The organism is Nisaea sp., from assembly GCF_034670185.1.
GTDB lineage: Bacteria > Pseudomonadota > Alphaproteobacteria > Thalassobaculales > Thalassobaculaceae > Nisaea.
Genome location: NZ_JAXMNY010000001.1, coordinates 528,630 through 550,909 on the forward strand (window position 1 = coordinate 528,630; position 22,280 = coordinate 550,909).

Consider the following 22,280-nt stretch of genomic DNA (forward strand, 5'->3'; position numbering starts at 1 on the left):
TCACAATATGTGCCGTTTCTCAATGAGCGTGACGGGACTGTCTATCCATGCGGCAATATCTCGATCTGATGGCGAAGGTACTGGAGGAAGGCGCCGACAAGACTGACCGGACCGGGACCGGTACGCGGTCGATCTTCGGCCATCAGATGCGCTTCGACCTGGCGCAGGGCTTTCCGGTTTTGACGACCAAGAAGCTGCATCTGAAATCCATCATCCATGAGCTGCTCTGGTTCCTCGCGGGCGATACCAACATCGCATACCTGCAAGAGAACGGTGTCCGGATCTGGAATGAATGGGCGGACGAGAACGGTGACCTCGGGCCGGTCTACGGGCATCAATGGCGCTCCTGGCCGGACAAGGATGGCGGGACTATCGACCAGATCCGGAACCTGCTTGACGATATCCGCGAACGGCCGGATTCTCGGCGCCTGATCGTTACCGCCTGGAACCCTGCAGACGTGCCGAAAATGGCCTTGCCGCCGTGTCACTGCCTGTTCCAGTTCTATGTTGCGGACGGCAAGCTGTCCTGCCAGCTCTACCAGCGCAGCGCGGATATCTTTCTCGGCGTGCCGTTCAATATCGCATCCTACGCTTTGCTGACCCTGATGATGGCTCAGGTCACCGGTTTGCAGCCCGGCGATTTCGTCCATTCTTTCGGGGATACCCACCTCTACCGTAACCATTTCGATCAGGCCCGCGAGCAGTTGCAGCGTGTACCCGGACGTCTGCCCATCATGCGCATCAACCCGGAGGTTACTGACCTGTTTGCGTTCCGCTATGACGATTTCGAGCTTGTTGGCTACGAGGCCGCACCGCATATCTCCGCGCCGGTCGCGGTCTAGAGATGGGCATGGACGATAAGGTTGTGCAGTTTCCGGTGCCGGTCATCGTTGTTGCAATGTCCGACAATGGCGTAATCGGGGATGGCGAGAAGATGCCCTGGCACCTGCCGGCGGACCTGAAGCGGGTGAAGCGGATGACCATGGGGAAACCCCTGGTGATGGGCCGCAAGACCTTTCAGTCAATCGGCAAACCCCTGCCGGGCCGAACCAATATTGTCGTCACCCGTGATCGTGGCTTCAAGGTCGAGGGCGTCGAGGTGGTGCATGATCTCGACGAGGCGCTGGACGTCGCCCGCCGTGTGGCGCTGACGGATGGTGTCGACGAGATTATCGTCTTTGGCGGTGCCGAGATCTATCGCCAGGCCTTCGACAAGGTGAAGCGCCTGCATTTGACGGAAATCCACGTCGACGTGGAAGGTCAGACCCGCTTTCCCGATTTCGACCGGGCAGAGTGGCACGAGACGGAGCGGGAAGATCACCCGGCGGACGGCGATACGCCTGCGCACAGTTTTGTCACGCTGGAGCGGGGCTGAGAAATGAACGACAGAGTGGTCAGCCTGCGCGCCATGGAGCCGGGTGACGCGGAGCGGGTGCTTGCGATCTATCAGGCCGGGATTGATACCGGCCATGCAACTTTCGAAGCGCAGGCACCGGACTGGGCCGCGTTCGATGCGAAATATCTGTCCGAATGCCGGCTGGTGGCGCTTGCTGACAATGTTGTCGTCGGTTGGCTCGGCTTGACGCCGATTTCAAGCCGCGCAGTCTATCGCGGGGTCGCGGAGCACAGCATCTATATCGCGCCGGAGGCGCGCGGTATGGGGGTCGGGCGGATTCTGCTCGAAACGCTCATCAAGCAGTCCGAGCAGGCCGGGTTCTGGACCCTGCAAACCAGCATCTTCCCGGAAAACAAAGCCAGTATCCGGCTGCATGAAGCCCATGGCTTCCGTATCCTCGGTACGCGTGAACGGATCGCGAAGATGACCTATGGCCCGATGGCAGGGCAATGGCGCGACACCACGATCATGGAGCGGCGCAGCGCCATTGCCGGTCTCTAAGTTAGCGCCTAGTTGAAGACGATGTTCGGAGCCGCCCGGCTCCCGGTGTCACCGCTGCCGATCTTGCTCCAGACCTTCTCTGCAATTGCCTTGTAGGCAACTGAATGCGCGCTGTCCGGGGCCGAGACCACGATCGGGTTTCCGGCGTCCGAGGTCTCGCGGATATCCATGTGCAGCGGGACTTCGCCGAGGAAGTCGACACCGATCCGCTCCGCTTCGTCGCGGGCCCCGCCATGCCCGAAAATGTCTGAGCGTTCGCCGCAACTCGGGCAGAGGAAGTAGCTCATGTTCTCGATGATGCCGAGCACCGGCACATCGACTTTGCGGAACATGTTGAGGCCCTTGCGGGCATCCAGCAGGGCAATGTCCTGCGGTGTCGAGACGATCACCGCGCCGGCCAGCGGAACACGTTGGGACATGGTGAGCTGGGCATCGCCTGTGCCCGGCGGCATGTCGACGACGAGCACGTCAAGCTCGCCCCAGAGCACATCACGCAGCATCTGTTCCAGCGCGCTCATCACCATCGGGCCGCGCCAGATGGTCGGGGTGTCTTCCGGCACCAGGAAGCCGATCGACATGCATTTGACGCCGAACCGCTCGAGCGGCTTCAGGATCTTGCCGTCATCCGTCGTCGGGCGGCCGGAAATACCCATCATGCGGGGCAGGGACGGGCCGTAAATGTCCGCATCCAGAATGCCGACGGTGAGGCCCGAGGCCTTCAGCGCGAGAGCGAGGTTGATGGCGGTGGTGGATTTTCCGACACCGCCCTTGCCCGAAGCAACGGCAATGATCGACTTGATACCGGGTACCAAGGTCTTTTGCGTATTTTGCGCCGGGCGGGACTGCGGGGCTCCTGCCGGGGCCTGTGCCTGCGCTTGAGCCGGCTGCGGGGCCTGCTGACCTTGGCCACCCGGATTGTGCGCCGTCAGCACGGCGGTGACAGAAAGGACTCCCGGAATTGTGTCCACGGCCTTCTCGGCGGCCTGACGCAGTGGCTCCAGCTGAGGGCCCCGCTTCGGGTCGACCTCGATAGCGAAGCCGACATTGCCATCTTTCACGACAAGGCCGCTCACCATGCCTAGTGAGACGATGTCCTGCCCCTTGTCAGGGTCTTCTACAGCCTTCAGGGCTGCCAGGATCTGATCTTCGGTTACCCGTGCCATGCTTGATTTCTCCGGCTTTTGGCCAATATGCGGTTGCACTGTATTGTCGTGCGCAAGCAGATATACGCTTCCCCTATTCCTTTGCAACAGGTGGGGCATCTGCTAAGAGCGACGAGCGCTTTATGATGAGGGGAAACATAGATGCCTTGGAGTAATCAAGGTGGTGGTGGCGGCGGCGGTCCTTGGGGCGGCGGCGGTGGTAACGGGTCTGGCGGCGGCAGCGGCGGTGGCGGTAAGTCCCCGTGGGGTGGTCGCGGGCCAGGCGGAGGCGGTCAGCAGCCGCCTGACATTGACGAGGTGATCCGTCAGGGTCAGGAACGGCTGAAGCGCTTTTTGCCGCGCGGCATGGGCGGGCCGACGGGAGTTACACTGGTCGTCATCGGCCTTCTGGCTCTTTGGCTGTTTTCCGGACTTTATCGGGTGCAACCGAACGAACAGGGCATCGAGCTTGTGTTTGGCCGCTATACCGGTGTGCCGACGGAGCCTGGTTTGCACTGGAATTATCCGGCTCCGATCGGAGGTGTGATCCGGCCTGACGTGACCCGCGAAAACCGGGTCGAAATCGGTTATCGCAGTTCTGGCGACGGCTCCGGCCGCAGCTCGGTTCAGCGCGACGTGCCGGAAGAGAGCCAGATGATTACCGGCGATGAAAACATCGTCGATATCGATTTCGTCGTGTTCTGGCGGATCGCCGAAGCCGGCGACTTCCTGTTCAATCTGCAGGATCCCGAGGAAACCGTGAAAATGGCGGCGGAATCGGCCATGCGCGACGCCATCGGCAAGCGGCCGATCCAGGTCGCTCTGACCGAAGGTCGTCAGCTGATCGAAAGCACGGTGCAGGAAGATCTGCAGAACTTGCTGACTGAATACGGTGCCGGCGTTTCTGTGCGGCAGGTTCAGCTGCTGGCGGTCGATCCGCCGAAGCAGGTGATCGATGCCTTCAACGAAGTGCAGCGTGCCCGTCAGGATAAGGACCGGCTGAAGAACGAAGCCGAGACTTTCCGCAATGACGTGGTTCCGCGGGCTCGCGGTGAAGCGGCGCAGATGATCGAAGAGGCGGACGCTTTCCGTCAGGAAGTCACCAACCGCGCTATCGGTGACGCGGACCGTTTCGAGTCGGTCTACAAGGCCTATTCGGCTGCCAAGGAGGTCACCCAGAAGCGTATCTATCTGGAGACCATGGAAGAGGTCCTCGGAAACGTGAACAAGATCATCATCGACAGCGCGGACGGTGGCTCCGGCGTGGTGCCTTATCTGCCTCTGCCTGAAGTGCAGAAACAGATGCAGAAGAACAGTACGACCTCGGGAGGCACGCAATGAATAAGGGCCTCGCAGTCTTAGGCGTCCTGGTACTGGGCGCCGGGTTTGTCGCTTTCACGTCGCTTTTCGTCGTGCCGCAGGTTCAGCAGGCCATTGTCCTGCAGTTCGGTGCACCGATCGAAGCGGTCAAGGATCCTGGCCTGAAGGTCAAGTTGCCTTGGCAGAACGTGGTCTATTACGACAAGCGCGTGCTGGATCTCGATCCGCCGAAGCAGCAGGTCATCCTGTCTGACCAGAAGCGTCTCGACGTGGATTCCTACGCACGCTTCAAGATCGTTGACCCGTTGCTGTTCTTCCAGACCGTGAAGGATGAGATGGGCGCCCGTTCGCGTTTGAGCCCGATCATCAACTCCGCACTGCGTCGTGTGCTTGGTAACGAAACGCTGCTGAGCATTCTCTCGGATCAGCGGATCTCGATCATGGCCAGTATTCGCCAGCAGGCGAATGACGGTGCCCGGCCGCTCGGTATGGAGCTGGTCGAGGTGCGAATTCGCCGTGCGGATTATCCGGAAGAAACCAGCCTCAACATTTACAACCGGATGAAGTCCGAGCGTGAACGAGAGGCCAAGGAATTCCGGGCACAGGGTCAGGAAGAAGCGCAGAAGATCCGCGCCGATGCCGACAAGCAGCGTGTCGTGATCGTCGCTGAAGCCAAGAAGCAGTCCGAAATCCTGCGTGGTCAGGGCGACGCTGAAGCGATCCGTATTTATGCGAAAGCGTTCGGCAAGGATCCGGAATTCTTCGCTTTCTACCGGTCGATGCAGGCCTATCGGAAGGCGATGACCGGCGGCGATACGACGATGGTACTGTCCCCGGATAGCGACTTCTTCAAATTCTTCAAGAACATCGAAGGCGCGCCGGCTCCGCAATAGCGGAGCCGACGCGGCTCGGAAACAGACGAGGGCAGTGCCGTGACGGATTTCCTGACGGCGCTCGCCCTCGTTTTTTTTATCGAAGGCTGTCTTTACGTACTGATGCCGGGCCGAATGAAGGCAATGATGCGGATGGCGCTGGAGCTGGATGAAGGCGTGCTGCGGCGCGTTGGCCTCGCGGCGATGGTCCTCGGCTTCGTGCTTGCCTGGTTTTTGCGCGCCGTTTAAGGCGTTCGCTGCTTCCCGGAGAGGGAGGGGATGGCAATTGCCCCAATTCAGACACAGTTGCTCGATCCTCACCACATTGCCGCCACACACGGTCGCTATACCTGACATTATTGAGGGGCAGCGTTGAAAGCCGTTCGATCGTCCCTACCTTTGTTGGCGTATAAAGCGGGGCGAAAAGATTTACTTCTGTTGACGGGCCAAAGGTCCGCCGCTTCCGGGCCGGGATAGAGTCCCGATACCCAAAATAGATACAAGCTTTGCCAAGGAGCGTTCAAACTATGACAGGCGTCCCCACGGAAATCTCACACTCGGTCAGCCGAAGCCTGAGGAACGGTTTGGTGGCCGGTTTCATGGCGGTTGCCGTGGCCGTGCCGGTGTTTATGCCGGTAAACCCTGCGATTGCCAGGGCTGCGCCGGAGACCTTTGCCGATCTTGCGGAGAAGTTGCTTCCGGCCGTGGTCAACATCTCGACGACGCAGACCATTACAGCATCAAGCGATGATCGCGCATTACCGCCAGGCACGCCGTTCGAGGAATTCTTCAAGGAATTCGAGGACCGGATGCGTCCGAACGGTGAGCCGCGCTCCCGTCGGGCACAGTCCCTCGGTTCCGGATTCATTGTCGACAAGGCTGGCTATGTGGTGACCAACAACCATGTCATCCGCGACGCGGACGAAATCGTGGTCCGCATGCAGGACGATAGGGAGTTCGAGGCGACTCTGGTCGGCACCGATCCGAAAACAGACATTGCCGTGCTGAAGTTCGATCCGCGTGAGGTTGATCTGCCGGTGGTGAAATTCGGCAACTCGGACAAGATGCGTGTCGGCGACTGGGTTGTCGCTATCGGTAACCCGTTTGGTCTCGGCGGAACAGTCACGGCTGGGATCGTTTCGGCCCGGGGCCGCGATATCGGGCAGGGCCCGTATGATGACTTCATCCAGACGGATGCAGCCATCAACAAGGGTAATTCCGGTGGCCCGCTGTTCAATATCGATGGCGAGGTGATCGGTGTGAACACCGTGATCTTCTCTCAATCGGGTGGTTCGGTTGGCATCGGCTTCGCGGTTTCCGCGGCGTTGGCCGACCCTGTCGTCAAGCAGCTGCGTGAATTCGGTCGGACCCGTCGTGGCTGGCTCGGAGTGCGGATCCAGGAAGTGACGGATGAAGTTGCCGAAAGCTTGTCTCTCGACAGTGCACGTGGCGCTCTCGTCGCTCATGTCAACGACAAGGGCCCGGCGAAGTCGGCGGGTATCCGCGCTGGCGACGTGATCCTGAAGTTCAACAAACGTGACGTCGACTCAATGCGTGAGCTGCCGAAGATCGTCGCCCAGACGCCGATCGGCAAGGACGTGCCGGTAGAACTCTGGCGTGGAGGCAAGCTGGTCAAGGTCACCGCGAATATCGGTGAGCTTGAGGAAGCCGAGAAAAAAGCCCTGCTTACCAGTGGTGGTCCGCAGCCGGAGCCGGCTAAACCTGACCGTGTTGAGTCGCTGGGCCTTGAATTGTCAGCGATCAGCGACGACATGCGGGGTAAGTTCTCTCTTGGAGACGATGCCAAGGGCGTAGTGGTCACGGATGTTGACCCGAATGGCCCGTCGGCCCGCGATCTGCGGGTAGGCGATGTGATCGTCGAGGTGCAGCAGACGCCTGTGATGTCACCGTCCAGCGTCCAGAAGGGTATCGCGAAAGCCAAGGACGCTGGCAAGAAGTCGGTTCTACTTACCGTCAATCGCGGTGGTGAAATGAGGTTTGTCGCACTCCGCATTACTGAGGGCTAATTCTCCCCCGCCCCCCCAGGCAGCCCTAGCGGGTGCGACGCGCGGCGCCGGTCGAAAGACCGGCGCCGTTGTTTTTAGCGCCGTTCAATCGGCAAAATCGGATCGCTTGTATCCTTGCAGGTGGAGCAGCGCACTAAGGTCTCCGTGATCGATCCGGAAACCTGCCGCCTCGCGGACGGCCGGTTTGCCACGGAAAGCGACACCCATGCCCGCGGCCTGCAACATGGCCAGATCGTTCGCCCCGTCGCCGACAGTGACGGCGTTGGCCGGACCAATGCCGAGTTCGGCGCAGAATTCGTTGAGGGCAACGAGTTTCGCATCCCGTCCCAGGATCGGCTCGCCGACGGTCCCGGTAAAACTGCCATTGGCGACGTTCAGCGTGTTGGCACGGTCGGTATGGAAACCCAGCCGCTCGCGCACCGGGCCAGTCAGCGATGTGAAGCCGCCGGAGACAAGGGCGGTATAGGCTCCGTCGCGCCGCATGGTGGCAACAAGGGCCTGTGCCCCCGGAGTGATCTCGACCTCGGCCAAGAGGCGGTCAAGCAGGCTGGAGGGATGCCCCGCCAACATCGCGACCCGTTCCTTCAGGGCTTCCTCAAAATCGAGCTCACCGCGCATGGCACGAAAGGTGATCGGGGCGATCTTGTCGCCGATCCCGGCATAGGCAGCGAGATCATCGAGGGATTCGGAGGTGATGACTGTGGAATCCATATCGGCGATGAGCAGCTTCTTCCGACGGTCCGAAGCGCTCTGCAGGTTCACGTCCACATCGATCCCGGAAAGGGCCTCTTGCAGAGTTGCTGTCAGGTCGGCCGGCATGGCGCCGTCGAACGGAAGATCAGCGGCTGCGTCGGGATCGAGCCAGTCGATTACGCCGATTGTCAGACCGCCATCGCGCAAGGCCGTCTCTACTATGGAGACGACGGCGCTGTCGATTGCTGGGGCGGCCGGATTTGACGTCAGAGTGAGGACATATTGCATGGGCCCGGCTTATCGCGTAATCGCCATGGGCATGTCCAGCGAAGTTTCAGATATGGAAGACGGCCCCGGCACAATCCGGGACGGTGCGATCCGGGCCATTGTCATCGGCGGTCCGACCGCGAGCGGTAAATCTGCGCTCGCCGTCGATCTCGCCGCGGAGTTGGGCGGGACTGTCATCAATGCGGATTCGATGCAGGTTTACCGGGAGTTGGACATCATCACCGCCCGGCCCGATCCGGTCGATCTGGAGCGGGCGCCGCATCGGCTCTACGGATTTCTTGGCGCGGCAGAAGTCTGCTCGGCTGCACTCTGGCGCGACCATGCCCTTGCCGAAATCCACGAAGCCGCGCAGGCGGGTAGGGTGCCGATCCTCTGCGGCGGTACCGGACTCTATCTGCGCGCCCTGACACACGGTCTTTCCGAAATGCCCGAGGTCTCACCCGCCGTGCGGACCGAGGCGCGTGCGCTTCATGCTGAGATCGGTGGGGCAGCACTCCGGCAAAGGCTGGCGGAGGGGGACCCTGTACTGGCTGCGCGCCTGCACGATGGTGACAGCCAGCGGCTGATCCGGGCCTGGGAAGTGCTGCAGGAAACGGGGCAGCCGCTTTCCGCCTGGCAGGAGCGCGCGGCGGAACCGCCGGAAGGCATCGACTTCTTCACTGTCACACTGTTGCCGGAACGTGCGTCTTTGTATCGCAGTTGCGATGGACGCTTCGAAAAAATGCTGGAGCGCGGCGCATTAGAGGAGGTGGAGGCTCTGATGGCGTTCGATCTCGATCCTGCCTTGCCAGCTATGAAGGCTTTGGGTGTTCCGCAACTGATTGAATTTATTAAGGGAAAGTCGTCTCGTGAGGAATGCATTCGGATCGCGCAACGGGACACGCGGCGCTATGCGAAACGTCAAATGACATGGTTCCGTAATCAGGTTCATGCAAATTTGACCCTGCACGAGCAATATTCGGAAAGATCGGATGAAAAAATCTTTAATAATATTCGTCAGTTTCTGTTGACCGGTCATAGCTGACGGTCTAGGTTCCGGCCCGTCGCGACGCCTTTGGTGTCGCGATATTTGTCTGAGTTTCTGTTGATCTTACTGATTTGACAGAATTTTATCTGATCAATCCCGCCCGGTGGCGGGCGCGGTTTATACCGCAACTGCGAATGTGATTTGAGAGAGGAACGGTAAAATGGCTACCCCGCGCACGCCGCATACCCGAAAACCTGACGCCCAGATGAATGGGGCGGCGATCATTCTCAAAGCGTTGCAGGATCAGGGCGTAGAAGTAGTATTCGGCTATCCCGGCGGGGCGGTATTGCCGATCTATGACGAGATCTTCAAGTCCAATCGTATCCGTCACATTCTTGTGCGCCATGAACAGGCGGCCGTGCATGCGGCGGAAGGGTATGCGCGTTCGACCGGCAAGGTCGGTTGCGTTCTGGTTACCTCTGGCCCGGGCGCGACCAATGCAGTGACCGGTCTGACCGACGCGCTGATGGACTCCATTCCGATTGTCTGCCTGACCGGCCAGGTGCCGACGCATCTGATCGGCAATGACGCTTTCCAGGAAGCGGATACGACGGGCATCACCCGGCCGTGCACCAAGCATAATTACCTGGTGAAAGACATCACCCGGCTGGCCGACACTATTCATGAGGCGGTCTATGTCGCCACCACCGGCCGTCCGGGTCCGGTCGTGGTCGATCTGCCGAAAGACATTCTGTTCGCGGAAGGCCCTTATTATGCCCCGAACGGGAACGCGCATCCCAGCTACAAGCCGCAGGTAAAGGGTGACGAGAGCGCCATCGAGCGTGCGGTCGATCTGCTCGCAAAAGCCAAGCGGCCGATCTTCTATGGCGGCGGTGGCCTGATCAATGCCGGCCCGAAGGCCTCCAAACTCTATGCCGAGCTGGTGCGTCTGACCCAGGCACCGACAACCCTGACGCTGATGGGCCTCGGCGCCTATCCGTCGCAGGATCGTCAGTTCCTCGGCATGCTCGGCATGCACGGGACCTACGAAGCCAATCTGGCGATGTATAATTGCGACGTGATGATCAATATCGGCGCGCGGTTTGATGACCGGGTGACGGGCCGGATCGCCGACTTCTCGCCGAATTCGACCAAGGTGCATGTCGATATCGACCCGAGTTCGATCAACAAGAATGTGGTTGTTGATCTGCCGATCATCGGCGATGCGGCGAATGTCCTGGAGCAGATGATCAAGGTCTGGAAAGCCAAGGGCTACAAGGCCAATGCCAAGCCGCTTGAAAAGTGGTGGGCGCAGATCGAGAAATGGCGCGCGCGCAAGTGTCTGGCGTTCACGGAAGATACCTCGATCATCAAGCCGCAGCACGCGATCAAGCGGCTGTATGAGCTGACCCGTGATCGTGACACCTACATCACCACCGAAGTCGGCCAGCACCAGATGTGGGCGGCCCAGTATTTCGGTTTCGAGGAGCCTAACCGCTGGATGACCTCCGGTGGTCTCGGCACGATGGGCTACGGCCTGCCGGCGGCGATGGGCGTGCAGATCGCGCATCCGGACTCAACGGTGATCGATATTGCAGGCGAAGCCTCATATCTGATGAATATTCAGGAGCTGTCGACGCTCGCCCAGTACCGGCTGCCGGTGAAGTCCTTCATCGTCAACAATCAGTGGATGGGCATGGTCCGGCAGTGGCAGGAGCTGAACCATGGCGGCCGTTACTCCGAGAGCTATTCGGAGAGCCTGCCGGATTTCATCAAGGTCGCGGAAGCCTTCGGTGGCGTCGGCTTGCGGGCCGAGACTGTCGACCAGCTCGACGATGTCATCATGGAGATGCTGGAGACAGACCGTTTCGTGCTGGCCGATATCATGGTCAAGAAGGACGAGAACTGCTTCCCGATGATCCCGTCCGGCGCTGCGCATTACGAAATGCTGCTCGGACCGGACGACAAGGCGGAACTGGAGACGTCGGAGAACGGGATGGTTCTGGTCTAGAAATCCCGCCTGAAGGTGCGTCGCCCGCTTGCCGGAAAAGGCGCGGGCGCCATCCGTCCATTCACTCTATAAGGTATCGGCGGCCGGTCGGCCGCCCAGAATTCGGAGCGTATCGTGAACGCAACCACTGAAATCGCAGAAGCGACCCACACTCTTGCCGTGCTGGTGGACGACGAGCCGGGGGTTCTTGCCCGTGTCATCGGCCTGTTTTCCGGCCGCGGCTATAATATCGAAAGCCTGACGGTCTCTTCAGTCGACACGGCGGCGCACTTGTCCCGGATCACCATCGTGACCACCGGGACGCCGCTGATCATTGCTCAGATCAAGGCCCAGCTCGGCCGGCTCGTGCCGGTTCATTCCGTGCACGATTTGACCCTTGAGGGCCCGCACTTGGAACGCGAGCTGGCGCTGATCAAAATCCGCAATGTCGGCGAGCACCGTATCGAGGCACTCCGGATTGCGGACATGTTCCGTGCCCGTGCCATCGACAGCACGCTTGAAAGCTTCGTCTTCGAGCTGACCGGCAGCCCGTCCAAGATCACGGCGTTTGTCGAGCTTATGAGCGGGCTTGGCGCAATCGAGGTGTCCCGCACCGGCGTCGTCGCTATCGCCCGGGGAAGCAATCTGGACATGCCTGTGTTCAGCACGCTGGAGGTCAACCGCAAGAAGGCCAAGCAGCCGGCGGGGAAGAAGGCACAGAAAAAGGCCTGAACGGGCCTGAGGCAGCGGGATCTATCGGAGCCCGACCCGTTGCTCGATTAATTCTGCCCGGCGGCATTCGTCGGGTGGGAGCCAGAGGGCTGCACTAAAATGTTGAGTTACAGGAACGGAAACGAGAGGGCCTAGAAATGCGCGTCTATTACGATCGGGATGCCGACGTCAATCTGATCAAGAACAAGAAGGTTGCGATTGTCGGTTACGGTAGCCAGGGCCATGCCCACGCCAATAACCTGAAAGACAGTGGCGTGAAGGACATCGTCGTCGCGCTGCGCGAAGATTCGTCCAGCCGTGCCAAGGTCGAAGCCGCTGGTCTGAAGTGCATGACCGCAGCCGAAGCCGCTGCCTGGGCTGACGTTGTCATGATGCTGACTCCGGATGAAGGCCAGTCCGACATCTATGATCAGGACCTGAAGGACAACATGCGCGAAGGCACTGCCATCGCATTCGCGCACGGCTTCAACATCCACTTCAGCTTCATCGATCCGCGTCCGGACCTCGATGTCTTCATGATCGCACCGAAGGGCCCGGGTCACACCGTGCGCTCCGAGTATGTGCGTGGCGGCGGTGTGCCGTGCCTGGTCGCTGTGCACCAGAACGGCTCCGGCAATGCGCTCGAGATCGCGCTGTCCTATTCCTCCGCCATTGGCGGCGGCCGGGCCGGCACCATCGAGACCAGCTTCAAGGAAGAGTGCGAAACCGATCTGTTCGGCGAGCAGGCTGTCCTCTGTGGCGGTCTCTGCGAGATGATCAAGGCTGGTTACGAAACCCTGGTCGAAGCCGGTTATGCGCCGGAAATGGCCTATTTCGAGTGCCTGCACGAAGTGAAGCTGATCGTCGATCTGATCTTCGAAGGCGGCATCGCCAACATGAACTACTCCATCTCCAACACGGCCGAGTATGGCGAATACGTCACCGGCCCGCGCATCATCACCGCTGCGGTGAAGGCGGAGATGAAGAACGTTCTCGAAGACATCCAGTCCGGTGACTTCGCGCGCCGCTGGATGCTGGAAAACCAGGTCAAGCAGGCCGGCTTCAAGACCATGCGCCGTCGTGCTGCCGAGCACGACATCGAAGTGGTCGGCGAGAAGCTGCGCGCCATGATGCCCTGGATCTCCCAGAACGCTCTCGTCGATAAGGCGAAGAACTAATCTGCCAGAACTAATTTGGCAGAACTAACCTGAAGGTAGCGCGGCGGCGATTCTATCGTCGCCGCGCCGCCGCTTTCGTGCATTAGAAAATTTTTTGCTAAAGCGGCGCGACAATTAAATTACATAGTAAGCTGATTCTTTGATATGATTCCCCGGTGGCGTCACCGATTTCGGATAGACTGCGTGGGGTAAATGCAATGGGTGACCGTTTTCCGTTGCAAGGCCGATCCGAACTTTGGTCTATTCCGGCGGCGGCACTGTATGTGAACCGATTCCGAAGCGCGCGACCGGGCTGAACGTAAATGTTTTTTGCAAACCTACTTGGCATGCTCTCCGCCGACATGGCGATTGACCTTGGGACCGCGAATACGCTGGTCTACGTGAAGGGCCGGGGCATTGTTCTCAATGAACCGTCGGTTGTTGCTATCGCCACTGTGCGCGGCAAGAAACAGGTTCTCGCCGTCGGTGATGAAGCGAAACAGATGCTTGGCCGAACGCCGGGCAACATTCAGGCAATCCGGCCGCTGCGCGATGGCGTCATTGCGGATTTCGAAGTCGCCGAGGAAATGATCAAGCACTTCATCCGCAAAGTGCACAACCGGCGCAGCTTCGCCAGCCCGCAGGTCATCGTCTGCGTGCCGTCCGGCTCGACGGCGGTTGAGCGTCGGGCGATTCAGGAGAGCGCAGAGAGCGCGGGCGCCCGCCGTGTGTTCCTGATCGAGGAGCCGATGGCTGCCGCGATCGGTGCGAACCTGCCCGTGACGGAGCCGACCGGCTCCATGGTCGTCGATATTGGTGGCGGCACCACCGAGGTCGCCGTGCTTTCGCTCGGCGGTATTGTCTATTCCCGTTCGGTCCGGGTCGGCGGCGACAAGATGGACGAAGCCATCATCGCCTATATCCGCCGCAACCATAACCTGCTGGTCGGTGAGGGCAGTGCGGAACGGATCAAAAAGGAAATCGGCTCTGCGTTCCCGCCGGAAGACGGCGTAGGCAAGACCCTTGAAATCAAAGGGCGCGATCTGATGAACGGCGTGCCGAAGGAACTGATCATCGACCAGAGCCAGGTCGCCGAAAGCCTGGCCGAGCCGGTTAGTCAGATCATCGAGGCGGTCAAGGTCGCCCTTGAGCAGACCCCGCCGGAACTCGCAGCCGACATCGTCGACAAAGGCATTGTGCTCACCGGTGGTGGCGCGCTGCTCGGCAATCTCGATTACGTGCTCCGGCACTCGACCGGCCTGCCGGTCTCCATCGCCGACGATCCGCTTTCCTGCGTGGCCCTCGGTACCGGGCGCTGCCTCGAGGAAATGAAAGTACTCCGCAACGTTCTCATCGGTGCCTACTGACCGGTGAGACTGCGGTGATGGCATTGGCGTAGGAAGGAGCAGGCAAGGAATGGGGCGTAGACCGGCATCATTTTCCCGTGTCGCCCAGCCTGTGCGAACCCTTTGGCAGCGCTTTGCCTTCACTGCACTTGTTTTGGCGGCTTTCGGTCTGATGCTGCTCGGCAAGGCCGACATCGTTATGGTCAAGCGATTGCAGATCGCTGCAGTTGATGCTGTCGCGCCTATTCTCGAAGCCCTCTCGCACCCCGCCGCAGCTGTTTCCAAAGGCGTGGAAACAGCGCTCTCTCTGCGGGACCTGCATGCGGAGAATGAGCTGCTGCGTGAAGAGAACAGCCGCCTGAAACAATGGCAGCATGTCGCGCATCTGCTGGAATCCGAGAACAAGGCCCTGAAGCGTCTGACGCATCATGTCGGGCCACCGCCGGTCAGCTATATTTCCGCCCGTGTGATAGCGGAGGCCGGTGGCCCGTTCGTGCGTAGCGCCCTATTGAACGCGGGGCGCCAGAGCGGTGTCCGGCGCGGCCAGGGCGTGGTCTCGGAAGACGGGCTTGCAGGAACCGTCGTCGAAGTCGGCGAGCTGCATGCACGTATGCTTCTGGTGACGGACTTGAACGCCCAGATCCCGGTCCTGATCGGCGCTGCGCGGGAGCCGGGTATTCTGGTCGGGGACAATACAAACCATCCGCGCATTCTGTATCTGCCGCAGAATAACCGGGTCTCTCCGGGGGATCTGGTGATCAGCTCCGGACATGGCGGGATGTTGCCAGCCGGTTTGCCGGTCGGCACCGTTTCCTCGGTCTCGGAATCAGGGATCCGCGTCAAGCCCGTGGTCGACTGGACCCATCTCGAGTTTGTCCGCATCGTCGATTACCTGATGCAAGGCGTGATCCCCGGCCCGATGGACCCGCCGCCTTTTACCGTGTTGGCTCCGGACCCTGAACCGACCCTGGTTGAACGGCTCGGTGTGACCCGCGGGAAGACTGATAGATGAAGACGAGTTTCGTCCAAAGAATGGATCTTTGGGCGCGCCATCTGATGCCTGCCGCGACGATGTTGCTGCTGGTGCTTGTGAGCGCGGTGCCGCTCGGCATTCCAGGATACGCGCAGGTCTCGCCCGCCTTTACGCTGATGGCCGTGTTCTATTGGGCTGTCTACCGGCCGGATCTGACACCGCCTTCCGTGGTTTTCCTGACCGGTCTGGCCGAGGATCTGGTGCATGGCTATCCGCTCGGCCTGACGGCCATCATCTTTCTCGCCGTCTATGGTGTAGCCACGACCCAGCGTCAGACATTCCTGACCAAACCCTTCTTCATTGCATGGGGCGGGTTCGTCATCATTTCCTTCGGTGCGTTCCTGCTGGACTGGATGTTGATGTCGCTGTTTTCGCTGGCATGGATCATCCCGGACACGGTACTGGCCCGCTTTGGGCTGACGGTCGCGCTTTTCCCGGCCATGGCTTGGCTCTTCGTTCGCATTCACCGCTATCTGGTGCGATAATATGCGGATGAAGAACCCAAAGGATCAGGATACCAAGCGGGCCTTCACCCGGCGCTCGCTGATACTCGGTGCGGGGCAGCTCGGTCTGGTCGGAGCGCTTGGCGCGCGGCTCTACTATCTGCAAGTGGTGGAAGCGGACCGATACCGGACGCTCTCCGAGGAAAACCAGTTCAATCTCGAGCTGCTGCCGCCGACCCGCGGGCTGATCCTGGACCGGAACGGGGTTCTGGTTGCCTCGAACGAGGACAATTTCCGCGTCGATCTCGTACCGGAACAGACCAGCGATGTGCGCGCGACGATCGATGCGTTGCGCCAGGTCGTCCATGTGGACGATTGGGACGTGAAACGGGTCCTCAAGGAGATCTCCCGAAAGCGCAGTTTCGTGCCGGTAACGGTGGTGGAAAACCTGACCCGGGAAGATATCAGCCGGGTTGCGGTGAACGCACCCTATCTGCCCGGCATCCGGATCGAGGAGGGGCGCTCCCGGGTTTATCCCTTTGGCTCCAAGGCGGTGAATATTACCGGCTATGTGGCGGCGGTTTCGGACACGGAACTGACCGGCGATCCGGTCCTTGAGCTGCCGGACTTCCGGATCGGCAAGAGCGGTATTGAAAAGCTCTACGATCAGGAAATGCGCGGCTCCGCGGGCCGTCGTCAGGTCGAGGTCAACGCGCTCGGCCGGATCATCCGGAAACTTCCGGGCGACGAGGGGCAACCGGGCAAGAACGTTCATCTCACCCTCGACATGGGCCTTCAGATCTTCGCCCACGAACGCCTTGAGCGCGGCAGCTCGGAGCGGGTTCCCATCGCGGATATCCGCGTGCAGGAAGCCATCGCGCGCTCCGGTGTGCCGAAGCGCTATCTGGAGAATGACGACGGGACGGTGTTCCTCGACAAAGGGGGCGACATCGTGCAGGGCGAAAGCGGTGCCGCCATTGTCATGGATGTGCATACCGGTGAGGTTCTGACCATCGCCTCGACGCCGGGGTTCGATCCGAACAACTTTAACAAGGGGCTGAGTGCCCGCGACTGGGAGAACCTGCTTTCCAATCCGCGCCACCCTCTGACCAACAAGGCGATTGCCGGGACATACCCGCCGGGCTCGACCTTCAAGATGATTGTGGCGCTTGCTGCGCTTGAAGCCGGTGTGATCGGGCCGGAGACGGAGGTTTACTGCAACGGCCATACGGATCTCGGCAATGCCCGCTTCCACTGCTGGAAGCGCTGGGGTCACGGCAAGATGGACGTCATGGATGCGCTTGAGCAGAGCTGCGACGTTTATTTCTATGAGGCGGCGAAGCGGGTTGGTATCGACCGGATCTCCGAAATGGCCCGCCGTTTCGGCCTTGGCGAGACACTCGAGATCGAGCTGCCGGGCGAGCGCAATGGCCTGATCCCGACCCGGGAATGGAAACTCGCCGTGCGTGGCGAGCGCTGGCAGAAGGGCGAGACTCTGATCACAGGCATTGGCCAGGGCTTCGTTCTGGTGACGCCGCTGCAGCTCGCAGTTATGACCGCGCGGCTGGTCAATGGCGGCTATGCGGTGAAACCAACTCTGATCCGGCGCGAAGAAGGCGACGAGCAAATCCCGAAAATGAATGTCTCGCGCGGCAATCTTGCCTATGTGCTTGAAGGCATGCGGCGGGTGGTCAATGGAGCGCACGGCTCGGCGCGCAGCGCTAAAATCCCGGAGTCCGGCGTCGAGGTTGGCGGCAAAACCGGGACCGCACAGGTCCGGCGGATCACCAAGGCGGAGCGTTTGACGGGTGTGATCAAGAACGAAGACCTGCCCTGGCGTGAGCGGGATCATGGATTGTTTGTCGGTTACGCGCCGGCTGAGGCGCCACGCTACGCGGTTGCGGTCGTGCTGGAGCATGGTGGCGGCAGCAAATACGCGGTGCCGATTGCCCGGGACATTCTCGCCCGTGCCATGGAAGCCGACGGGTTCGAAGCATCCGAGGCAGAACCAGTCGAGATCCTGCCACAAGCTCAACCTGAAACGGATCAGGGTTAGGCCATGGCGACCGGCATGCATTCAAACTCTCTCAACCGGCCGGAACTGACGCTCGGCATCAAGCTGCAGCAGATCAACTGGGGGCTTATCCTGCTCCTGACGCTGATCGCCTCTGTCGGTTTCGCCATGCTTTATTCGGCAGCTAATGGCAGCTGGACGCCATGGGCCATGCGCCAGGCTATCCGGTTCGGTATTGGCCTGGTGATCACGCTCGGCATTGCGCTGATTGATATCCGCTTCCTGATGCGTTGGTCCTATGCCTTCTATTTCCTGTCTCTCGGCCTCTTGGGAGTTGTCGAGATCGCCGGTGAGATAGGCATGGGCGCGCAGCGCTGGATCGATCTTGGTGTCTTTCGGTTGCAGCCGTCGGAGTTGATGAAGCTGGCGCTGGTACTTGCTTTGGCGCGGTATTTCCACCGTCAGACCTTCGAGGAGGTTGGGCGCATCCGCAGCCTGTTCATACCGCTGGTTCTGGTCTTTGCACCGGCGATCCTGGTTCTTCGCCAGCCCGATCTGGGCACGGCAGGCATGATCATCCTTGGCGGTGGAGCCATCTTCTTCCTTGCCGGTGTGCGGATCTGGAAATTCGTCACCGTTCTCGTGCTTGGCTTGTCCGCTATCCCCATCGGCTGGCAATTCTTGCATAACTATCAGAAGAACCGGATTCTGACCTTCATCAATCCGGAGAACGATCCTCTCGGCGCCGGGTATCACATCCTGCAGTCCAAGATCGCGCTTGGCTCAGGGGGACTCTTCGGCAAGGGATTTCTGCAAGGCTCCCAAAGCCATCTGAACTTCCTGCCGGAAAAGCAGACCGATTTTATCTTCACCATGCTGGCCGAAGAGCTGGGGCTGGCGGGAGCGTTGTTTCTGCTGCTGCTCTATGTTCTGGCACTTGGGTATGGCTTTGCCATAGCGCTGCGCTGCTCCAGCCAGTTCGGCCGCCTTTTGGCGCTCGGAACAACCACGACATTGTTCCTCTATATGTTCATCAATATTGCCATGGTGATGGGATTGATCCCGGTAGTTGGCGTGCCGTTGCCGCTGATCTCATACGGTGGGACAGCGATGCTGACGGCGATGATCGGCTTTGGTCTGATCATCAATTGCTACGTTCATCGTGACATCGAGATCGGCCGGCAAGGTTTCGAAGACGAAGACTGAAGCTGCTGCCCATCTGGAGCGGTGGTTGAAATGCCCTAAGGTTGAGCTTTTCGTAATCAAAAAAGCGCCTTAATAGACTTTTATGGGATTTTTCTGTTAAACTTTCACGAATGAGCTTTTTGTTGATGTTATGCCGTCCGTTGTTTCCGGAGCGGGACCGAACAGGTTGGTGATCCTTGGACAATATTGAACGCAAGAGCCTGAAAATTCTCGCCGATTCCGCCCGTGAGAATCAAGGCGAGAGCGACCTTACACGTAACCTTGATGCAGCAGCCGAAACCGGGGATCGGGTTGAGTATGACCGGGCCCGTGACAGCTTCGATTCCTTGCCGCCGGAAGAACGGCGCAGCATCGGTAGCGGTGCCGTAGAGCAGGCGGAAACAGCCCGGATCGAAGCCAAACTCTCCAAAGCGACCCGCGGTCGCCCGGTGCCTCCGGCCGAGCAAGCTGAAGAAGACCGGGATATGCTCGGACTGGATTGGGTTCTGGGAAAGTCTGAAAGCGTGCCGAAGGCGGTGCGCAAGAAGCAGACCCGGATGCAGGACCCCGAAGCACGCCGCCCGGCGGCTCAGGCGCCTCTGCCGGATGACGGTGAGGGGAATTGGAACTGGCAGGCCTTGCCAAACGATCCGACCCTGCGTGGAGGCAGCAAAGACAAGGACCCGTTGCAGGAGCTACGCGAACAGTTGCTTGGCCCGGGTTCGGAACACACTTGGCGTCGTTCTCAGTCCTCCGGGGAATAGTGCAAAACCCGCTTGCAATAGGGTCACGCCTTTAGTATCAATCCGCTCCCTCGACGGGCGGGCGCATAGCTCAGTTGGTAGAGCAGCTGACTCTTAATCAGCGGGTCGTAGGTTCGAGTCCTACTGCGCCCACCACTCTCCGCCTTGATTTTACTGGATAATTCGGCTAGTCAAACGGAAAAATGGTTCACACATTTCCGCCGAATTCTGCAAATCGGTTCACACTTGGCTGTTTGCGGATGTTGAGTATGATGCGCGCGCGATAAGCTCAAATCGCCTATAAGTTGCTGAAATTTAATCACTTTTTGTAGTGTCGCGCCCTGCTCCTGTTGTTTCCTTCACTCTTAGAACAGCTGATTCTTTGCCCAGCGGTTTTCTAGGGGGCAGTTATCGACAACACTATTCTTGCCCGTCAAAGCGGGGAGTGGGTGAACGGTATCAAAAGCCTGTTCCGACCGCTCCTGACGTTCGTGCTCGTCGTCGCCGAAGTCTTTATCTTCTGGAATATCTGTGAAGGGTATCGGTTGGGAGACGGATCCTCGATCCTGTCTCTTCTAAACGCATCGCAGAGTCCGGCGACGGATCTCTTGCAATATGTGGTCTACTCGATCGTCTTCGCTGCGCAAACGGCCGTTGTTTGGTGGTTTGGCGATCGTGCGTTCGCGCCGGCGGGCATGAAGAACCGATAAGCGGGTGGAGATTTATGCATTAGATAAGGGATGTATCCCCTCAGCATACGGGTGATTGACGATCTTGCCACACCAGCCTAGCGTACCCAACTCATGGGTGTGGAGGTGCGAATGGCTGATGAGAAAACCGAAACACAAGAAGAGTATGTTGCTCGAATATGGTCCGGGCCAGATGGGTTGAGGGAAGCCCAAGAGCGCGCGATAGAGGCTATGTCAAGTGGCCCGCACGTAAATCGCTTCTTTGTTTTTGAGGTCGACGGGTTGTTTGAAATGGCGTTTGGAAATTTTCGCGCGATGCGAGTTTCTGACGGCGAGGTTATTACGAATGTGCAATTCCCTGTCGGCGTGAAGATGGACCGATCAATGGCGATTTCGCTCAAAGACTATTTGGTCGAAATGCTGCCTGATGGCGAGGCTGCGGAAGATAAGGAAGATGGCTGACGCCGCAGCCCAAAATGTGGTTTATCCACATGAATTTTCTGTTCAGCCGGGTTGGAGCGAGTCAGGCGGCAGCGGGGGAATGGTTCGGACGGGGTCGGCGATCGGAAGCGGTACTGGGGGAGAGAGCGTAGCTTCCCCGAGCGAAGCTAAACCTCGACGCCCAACAGGTAAGGACTCAGGTATGGTAGGCCCAACGAGGGAAGAGATAGACGCCAAGCTTGCTGCGGTAGAGGCGCGAGTTGAGGCGAAGCTGGTTGGGATTGACGGCAAGTTGGACCGCATCGTCGACCAAATCGCTAATTCAGTTTCTGCAACTAATCAGAAAATCGACCTGCTTAGTGAAAAGGTAAGCACCGCCGGCGACGACGCGCGTGAGGCAAAAAAGGCTGCCGGCGATATAAAGTGGCACGTGCTCTACACGGCGTTGGGTGTTGTTGCTGTTATATTCGCGATGTGGGCGGTATGGGCTCAGGGAATTGAAATGGTCGCAGGACTGTTTGAAGGCATTAAGGGATGACCTCGCTTCGTGAGGCTCGCAAGCGCGGCAAGGTCCGGGAGCGCTATATCCGGACCGCACCGCGCAACAAGTTTCGCCTTTGATATCGACCAGGACTTATTGCAGTGCTCCCGCTTGCAACGAAGTTGCACTGTCTCGTGCGGGTATTCCCGCAACTTCACTGATCCCGATTTGTTCATGCCGGCTACTTTTCTCGGTCAGTCTTAGGCAAAGATCCGCGCGCTCGTTTGCCGATACGGTCGCCGGTACGAATATCACTCTTGCCATGTAGTCGGTGCAACGGGTTCCGTTGGCGATGAGGTCATAAGGCTCGATCTCGATCAGGGGCACGCCGTCAGCGCAGCGCAGGCCGATCGCGCGAACGGTTCCGGAAAGTAAGATCGTATGGTCGCTGGTCTTGTCGCAAAGGTCCACGCGGTCTCCTCTCTTGACGTCCGTGCGGATCTCGCTTTCGTCATTTGTGCCGCCGTTGGCGATCGCCCGGCCGTCCGGGTCCAGGACAACATAAATCTCCGCTTCCGGGATGGCGCGAATTTGCTTGCGGCCGAAAGCGATCAGTTGATCCGGATCTCGTTTTTCCATTTCGGTGATCAGATCACCATCTCTGGTGGTCACGCGGAGCTTGTGAAAACGTGCTATCTGGTCCATTGGTCTTCGCCTTTCGGTTGATATCGAAAGGGCGCGAAACAGGTTCACACTCGGTAAGTTTGGGCCGGTTTAAAGGCGCTGAAACTAGATGCCGAAGATGAACAATAAGCAGTAATATCAGGCGGATAAGAGCAAA

General features: G+C 59.5%; 23 protein-coding genes and 1 tRNA gene. 21 read left to right on the forward strand and 3 right to left on the reverse strand.

The features are described 5' to 3' along the window. Positions 1 to 47: 47 nt before the first annotated feature. From VOI22_RS02460 to VOI22_RS02470, 3 genes are read left to right on the forward strand one after another with little or no spacing between them, the layout of a single operon-like run. The gene (locus VOI22_RS02460; RefSeq protein WP_323795006.1) at positions 48 to 842 is read left to right on the forward strand and encodes a thymidylate synthase; all 795 of its coding nucleotides are present in this window, start codon (positions 48 to 50) and stop codon (positions 840 to 842) included. Positions 843 to 850: 8 nt separating this feature from the next. Further along, a complete protein-coding gene (locus VOI22_RS02465) occupies positions 851 to 1,375 on the forward strand; it encodes a dihydrofolate reductase (RefSeq protein WP_323795007.1) in 525 nt (174 codons plus the stop codon). Between the two features lie 3 nt (positions 1,376 to 1,378). After that, on the forward strand, positions 1,379 to 1,897 hold the full coding sequence (locus VOI22_RS02470) for a GNAT family N-acetyltransferase (protein WP_323795008.1): 519 nt from the start codon (positions 1,379 to 1,381) through the stop codon (positions 1,895 to 1,897). Positions 1,898 to 1,905: 8 nt separating this feature from the next. On the opposite strand, the gene apbC is transcribed toward VOI22_RS02470, so the two are convergent. Continuing rightward, positions 1,906 to 3,060 (reverse strand): iron-sulfur cluster carrier protein ApbC, encoded by a 1,155-nt coding sequence (gene apbC, locus VOI22_RS02475; RefSeq protein ID WP_323795009.1) that lies wholly within the window; start codon positions 3,058 to 3,060, stop codon positions 1,906 to 1,908. 141 nt (positions 3,061 to 3,201) lie between these two features. Between apbC and hflK the strand changes: the two genes are divergently transcribed. From hflK to VOI22_RS02495, 4 genes are all read left to right on the forward strand, one after another. Further along, entirely contained in the window at positions 3,202 to 4,380 is a 1,179-nt protein-coding gene (hflK, locus tag VOI22_RS02480) for an FtsH protease activity modulator HflK (RefSeq protein ID WP_323795010.1), read from the forward strand. After that, positions 4,377 to 5,252 (forward strand): protease modulator HflC, encoded by an 876-nt coding sequence (gene hflC / locus VOI22_RS02485; protein ID WP_028465509.1) that lies wholly within the window; start codon positions 4,377 to 4,379, stop codon positions 5,250 to 5,252. Before hflK ends, hflC begins: the two co-directional genes overlap by 4 nt. Positions 5,253 to 5,291: 39 nt before the next feature. Next, complete coding sequence (locus tag VOI22_RS02490; protein ID WP_028465508.1) at positions 5,292 to 5,480, forward strand: DUF2065 domain-containing protein; 189 nt, start codon at positions 5,292 to 5,294, stop codon at positions 5,478 to 5,480. A 278-nt stretch (positions 5,481 to 5,758) separates the two neighbouring features. After that, positions 5,759 to 7,258: a DegQ family serine endoprotease gene (locus VOI22_RS02495; protein WP_323795011.1), complete on the forward strand. Its 1,500-nt coding sequence runs from the start codon at positions 5,759 to 5,761 to the stop codon at positions 7,256 to 7,258. Between the two features lie 84 nt (positions 7,259 to 7,342). Here VOI22_RS02495 and serB read toward each other — a convergent pair whose 3' ends face one another. Next, the gene (gene serB / locus VOI22_RS02500; protein WP_323795012.1) at positions 7,343 to 8,239 is read right to left on the reverse strand and encodes a phosphoserine phosphatase SerB; all 897 of its coding nucleotides are present in this window, start codon (positions 8,237 to 8,239) and stop codon (positions 7,343 to 7,345) included. Here serB and miaA point away from each other — a divergent pair. The 14 genes from miaA to VOI22_RS02570 all read left to right on the forward strand — a co-directional run bounded on the left by miaA (position 8,238) and on the right by VOI22_RS02570 (position 21,496). Further along, the gene (gene miaA, locus VOI22_RS02505; protein ID WP_323795013.1) at positions 8,238 to 9,263 is read left to right on the forward strand and encodes a tRNA (adenosine(37)-N6)-dimethylallyltransferase MiaA; all 1,026 of its coding nucleotides are present in this window, start codon (positions 8,238 to 8,240) and stop codon (positions 9,261 to 9,263) included. The genes serB and miaA overlap by 2 nt on opposite strands. Positions 9,264 to 9,426: 163 nt before the next feature. Further along, entirely contained in the window at positions 9,427 to 11,217 is a 1,791-nt protein-coding gene (locus tag VOI22_RS02510; protein ID WP_323795014.1) for an acetolactate synthase 3 large subunit, read from the forward strand. 114 nt (positions 11,218 to 11,331) lie between these two features. Beyond that, positions 11,332 to 11,928: an acetolactate synthase small subunit gene (gene ilvN, locus VOI22_RS02515; protein ID WP_323795015.1), complete on the forward strand. Its 597-nt coding sequence runs from the start codon at positions 11,332 to 11,334 to the stop codon at positions 11,926 to 11,928. Between the two features lie 137 nt (positions 11,929 to 12,065). Then, a complete protein-coding gene (gene ilvC / locus VOI22_RS02520; RefSeq protein ID WP_028465502.1) occupies positions 12,066 to 13,085 on the forward strand; it encodes a ketol-acid reductoisomerase in 1,020 nt (339 codons plus the stop codon). A gap of 302 nt (positions 13,086 to 13,387) precedes the next feature. Further along, positions 13,388 to 14,431 (forward strand): rod shape-determining protein, encoded by a 1,044-nt coding sequence (locus VOI22_RS02525; RefSeq protein ID WP_028465501.1) that lies wholly within the window; start codon positions 13,388 to 13,390, stop codon positions 14,429 to 14,431. Between the two features lie 49 nt (positions 14,432 to 14,480). Continuing rightward, positions 14,481 to 15,422, forward strand: coding sequence for a rod shape-determining protein MreC (gene mreC, locus VOI22_RS02530; RefSeq protein WP_323795016.1), 942 nt, complete (start codon positions 14,481 to 14,483; stop codon positions 15,420 to 15,422). Then, entirely contained in the window at positions 15,419 to 15,928 is a 510-nt protein-coding gene (gene mreD / locus VOI22_RS02535; protein WP_323795017.1) for a rod shape-determining protein MreD, read from the forward strand. Before mreC ends, mreD begins: the two co-directional genes overlap by 4 nt. Before the next feature lie 7 nt (positions 15,929 to 15,935). Then, the gene (gene mrdA, locus VOI22_RS02540) at positions 15,936 to 17,942 is read left to right on the forward strand and encodes a penicillin-binding protein 2 (RefSeq protein WP_323795018.1); all 2,007 of its coding nucleotides are present in this window, start codon (positions 15,936 to 15,938) and stop codon (positions 17,940 to 17,942) included. Between the two features lie 15 nt (positions 17,943 to 17,957). Continuing rightward, entirely contained in the window at positions 17,958 to 19,106 is a 1,149-nt protein-coding gene (gene rodA, locus VOI22_RS02545; protein ID WP_323795019.1) for a rod shape-determining protein RodA, read from the forward strand. Positions 19,107 to 19,282: 176 nt separating this feature from the next. Beyond that, positions 19,283 to 19,849 carry a hypothetical protein gene (locus VOI22_RS02550; RefSeq protein ID WP_323795020.1) on the forward strand — a complete coding sequence of 189 codons (567 nt, stop codon included), beginning with the start codon at positions 19,283 to 19,285 and terminating at the stop codon, positions 19,847 to 19,849. A 59-nt stretch (positions 19,850 to 19,908) separates the two neighbouring features. Further along, positions 19,909 to 19,984: transfer RNA gene (locus VOI22_RS02555), tRNA-Lys, on the forward strand. 293 nt (positions 19,985 to 20,277) lie between these two features. Continuing rightward, positions 20,278 to 20,538 carry a hypothetical protein gene (locus VOI22_RS02560; protein WP_323795021.1) on the forward strand — a complete coding sequence of 87 codons (261 nt, stop codon included), beginning with the start codon at positions 20,278 to 20,280 and terminating at the stop codon, positions 20,536 to 20,538. Positions 20,539 to 20,649: 111 nt separating this feature from the next. Next, entirely contained in the window at positions 20,650 to 20,979 is a 330-nt protein-coding gene (locus tag VOI22_RS02565) for a hypothetical protein (protein ID WP_323795022.1), read from the forward strand. Between the two features lie 181 nt (positions 20,980 to 21,160). Then, a complete protein-coding gene (locus VOI22_RS02570) occupies positions 21,161 to 21,496 on the forward strand; it encodes a hypothetical protein (protein ID WP_323795023.1) in 336 nt (111 codons plus the stop codon). A gap of 96 nt (positions 21,497 to 21,592) precedes the next feature. On the opposite strand, the gene VOI22_RS02575 is transcribed toward VOI22_RS02570, so the two are convergent. Next, positions 21,593 to 22,144 (reverse strand): hypothetical protein, encoded by a 552-nt coding sequence (locus tag VOI22_RS02575; RefSeq protein WP_323795024.1) that lies wholly within the window; start codon positions 22,142 to 22,144, stop codon positions 21,593 to 21,595. Positions 22,145 to 22,280 lie beyond the last annotated feature (136 nt).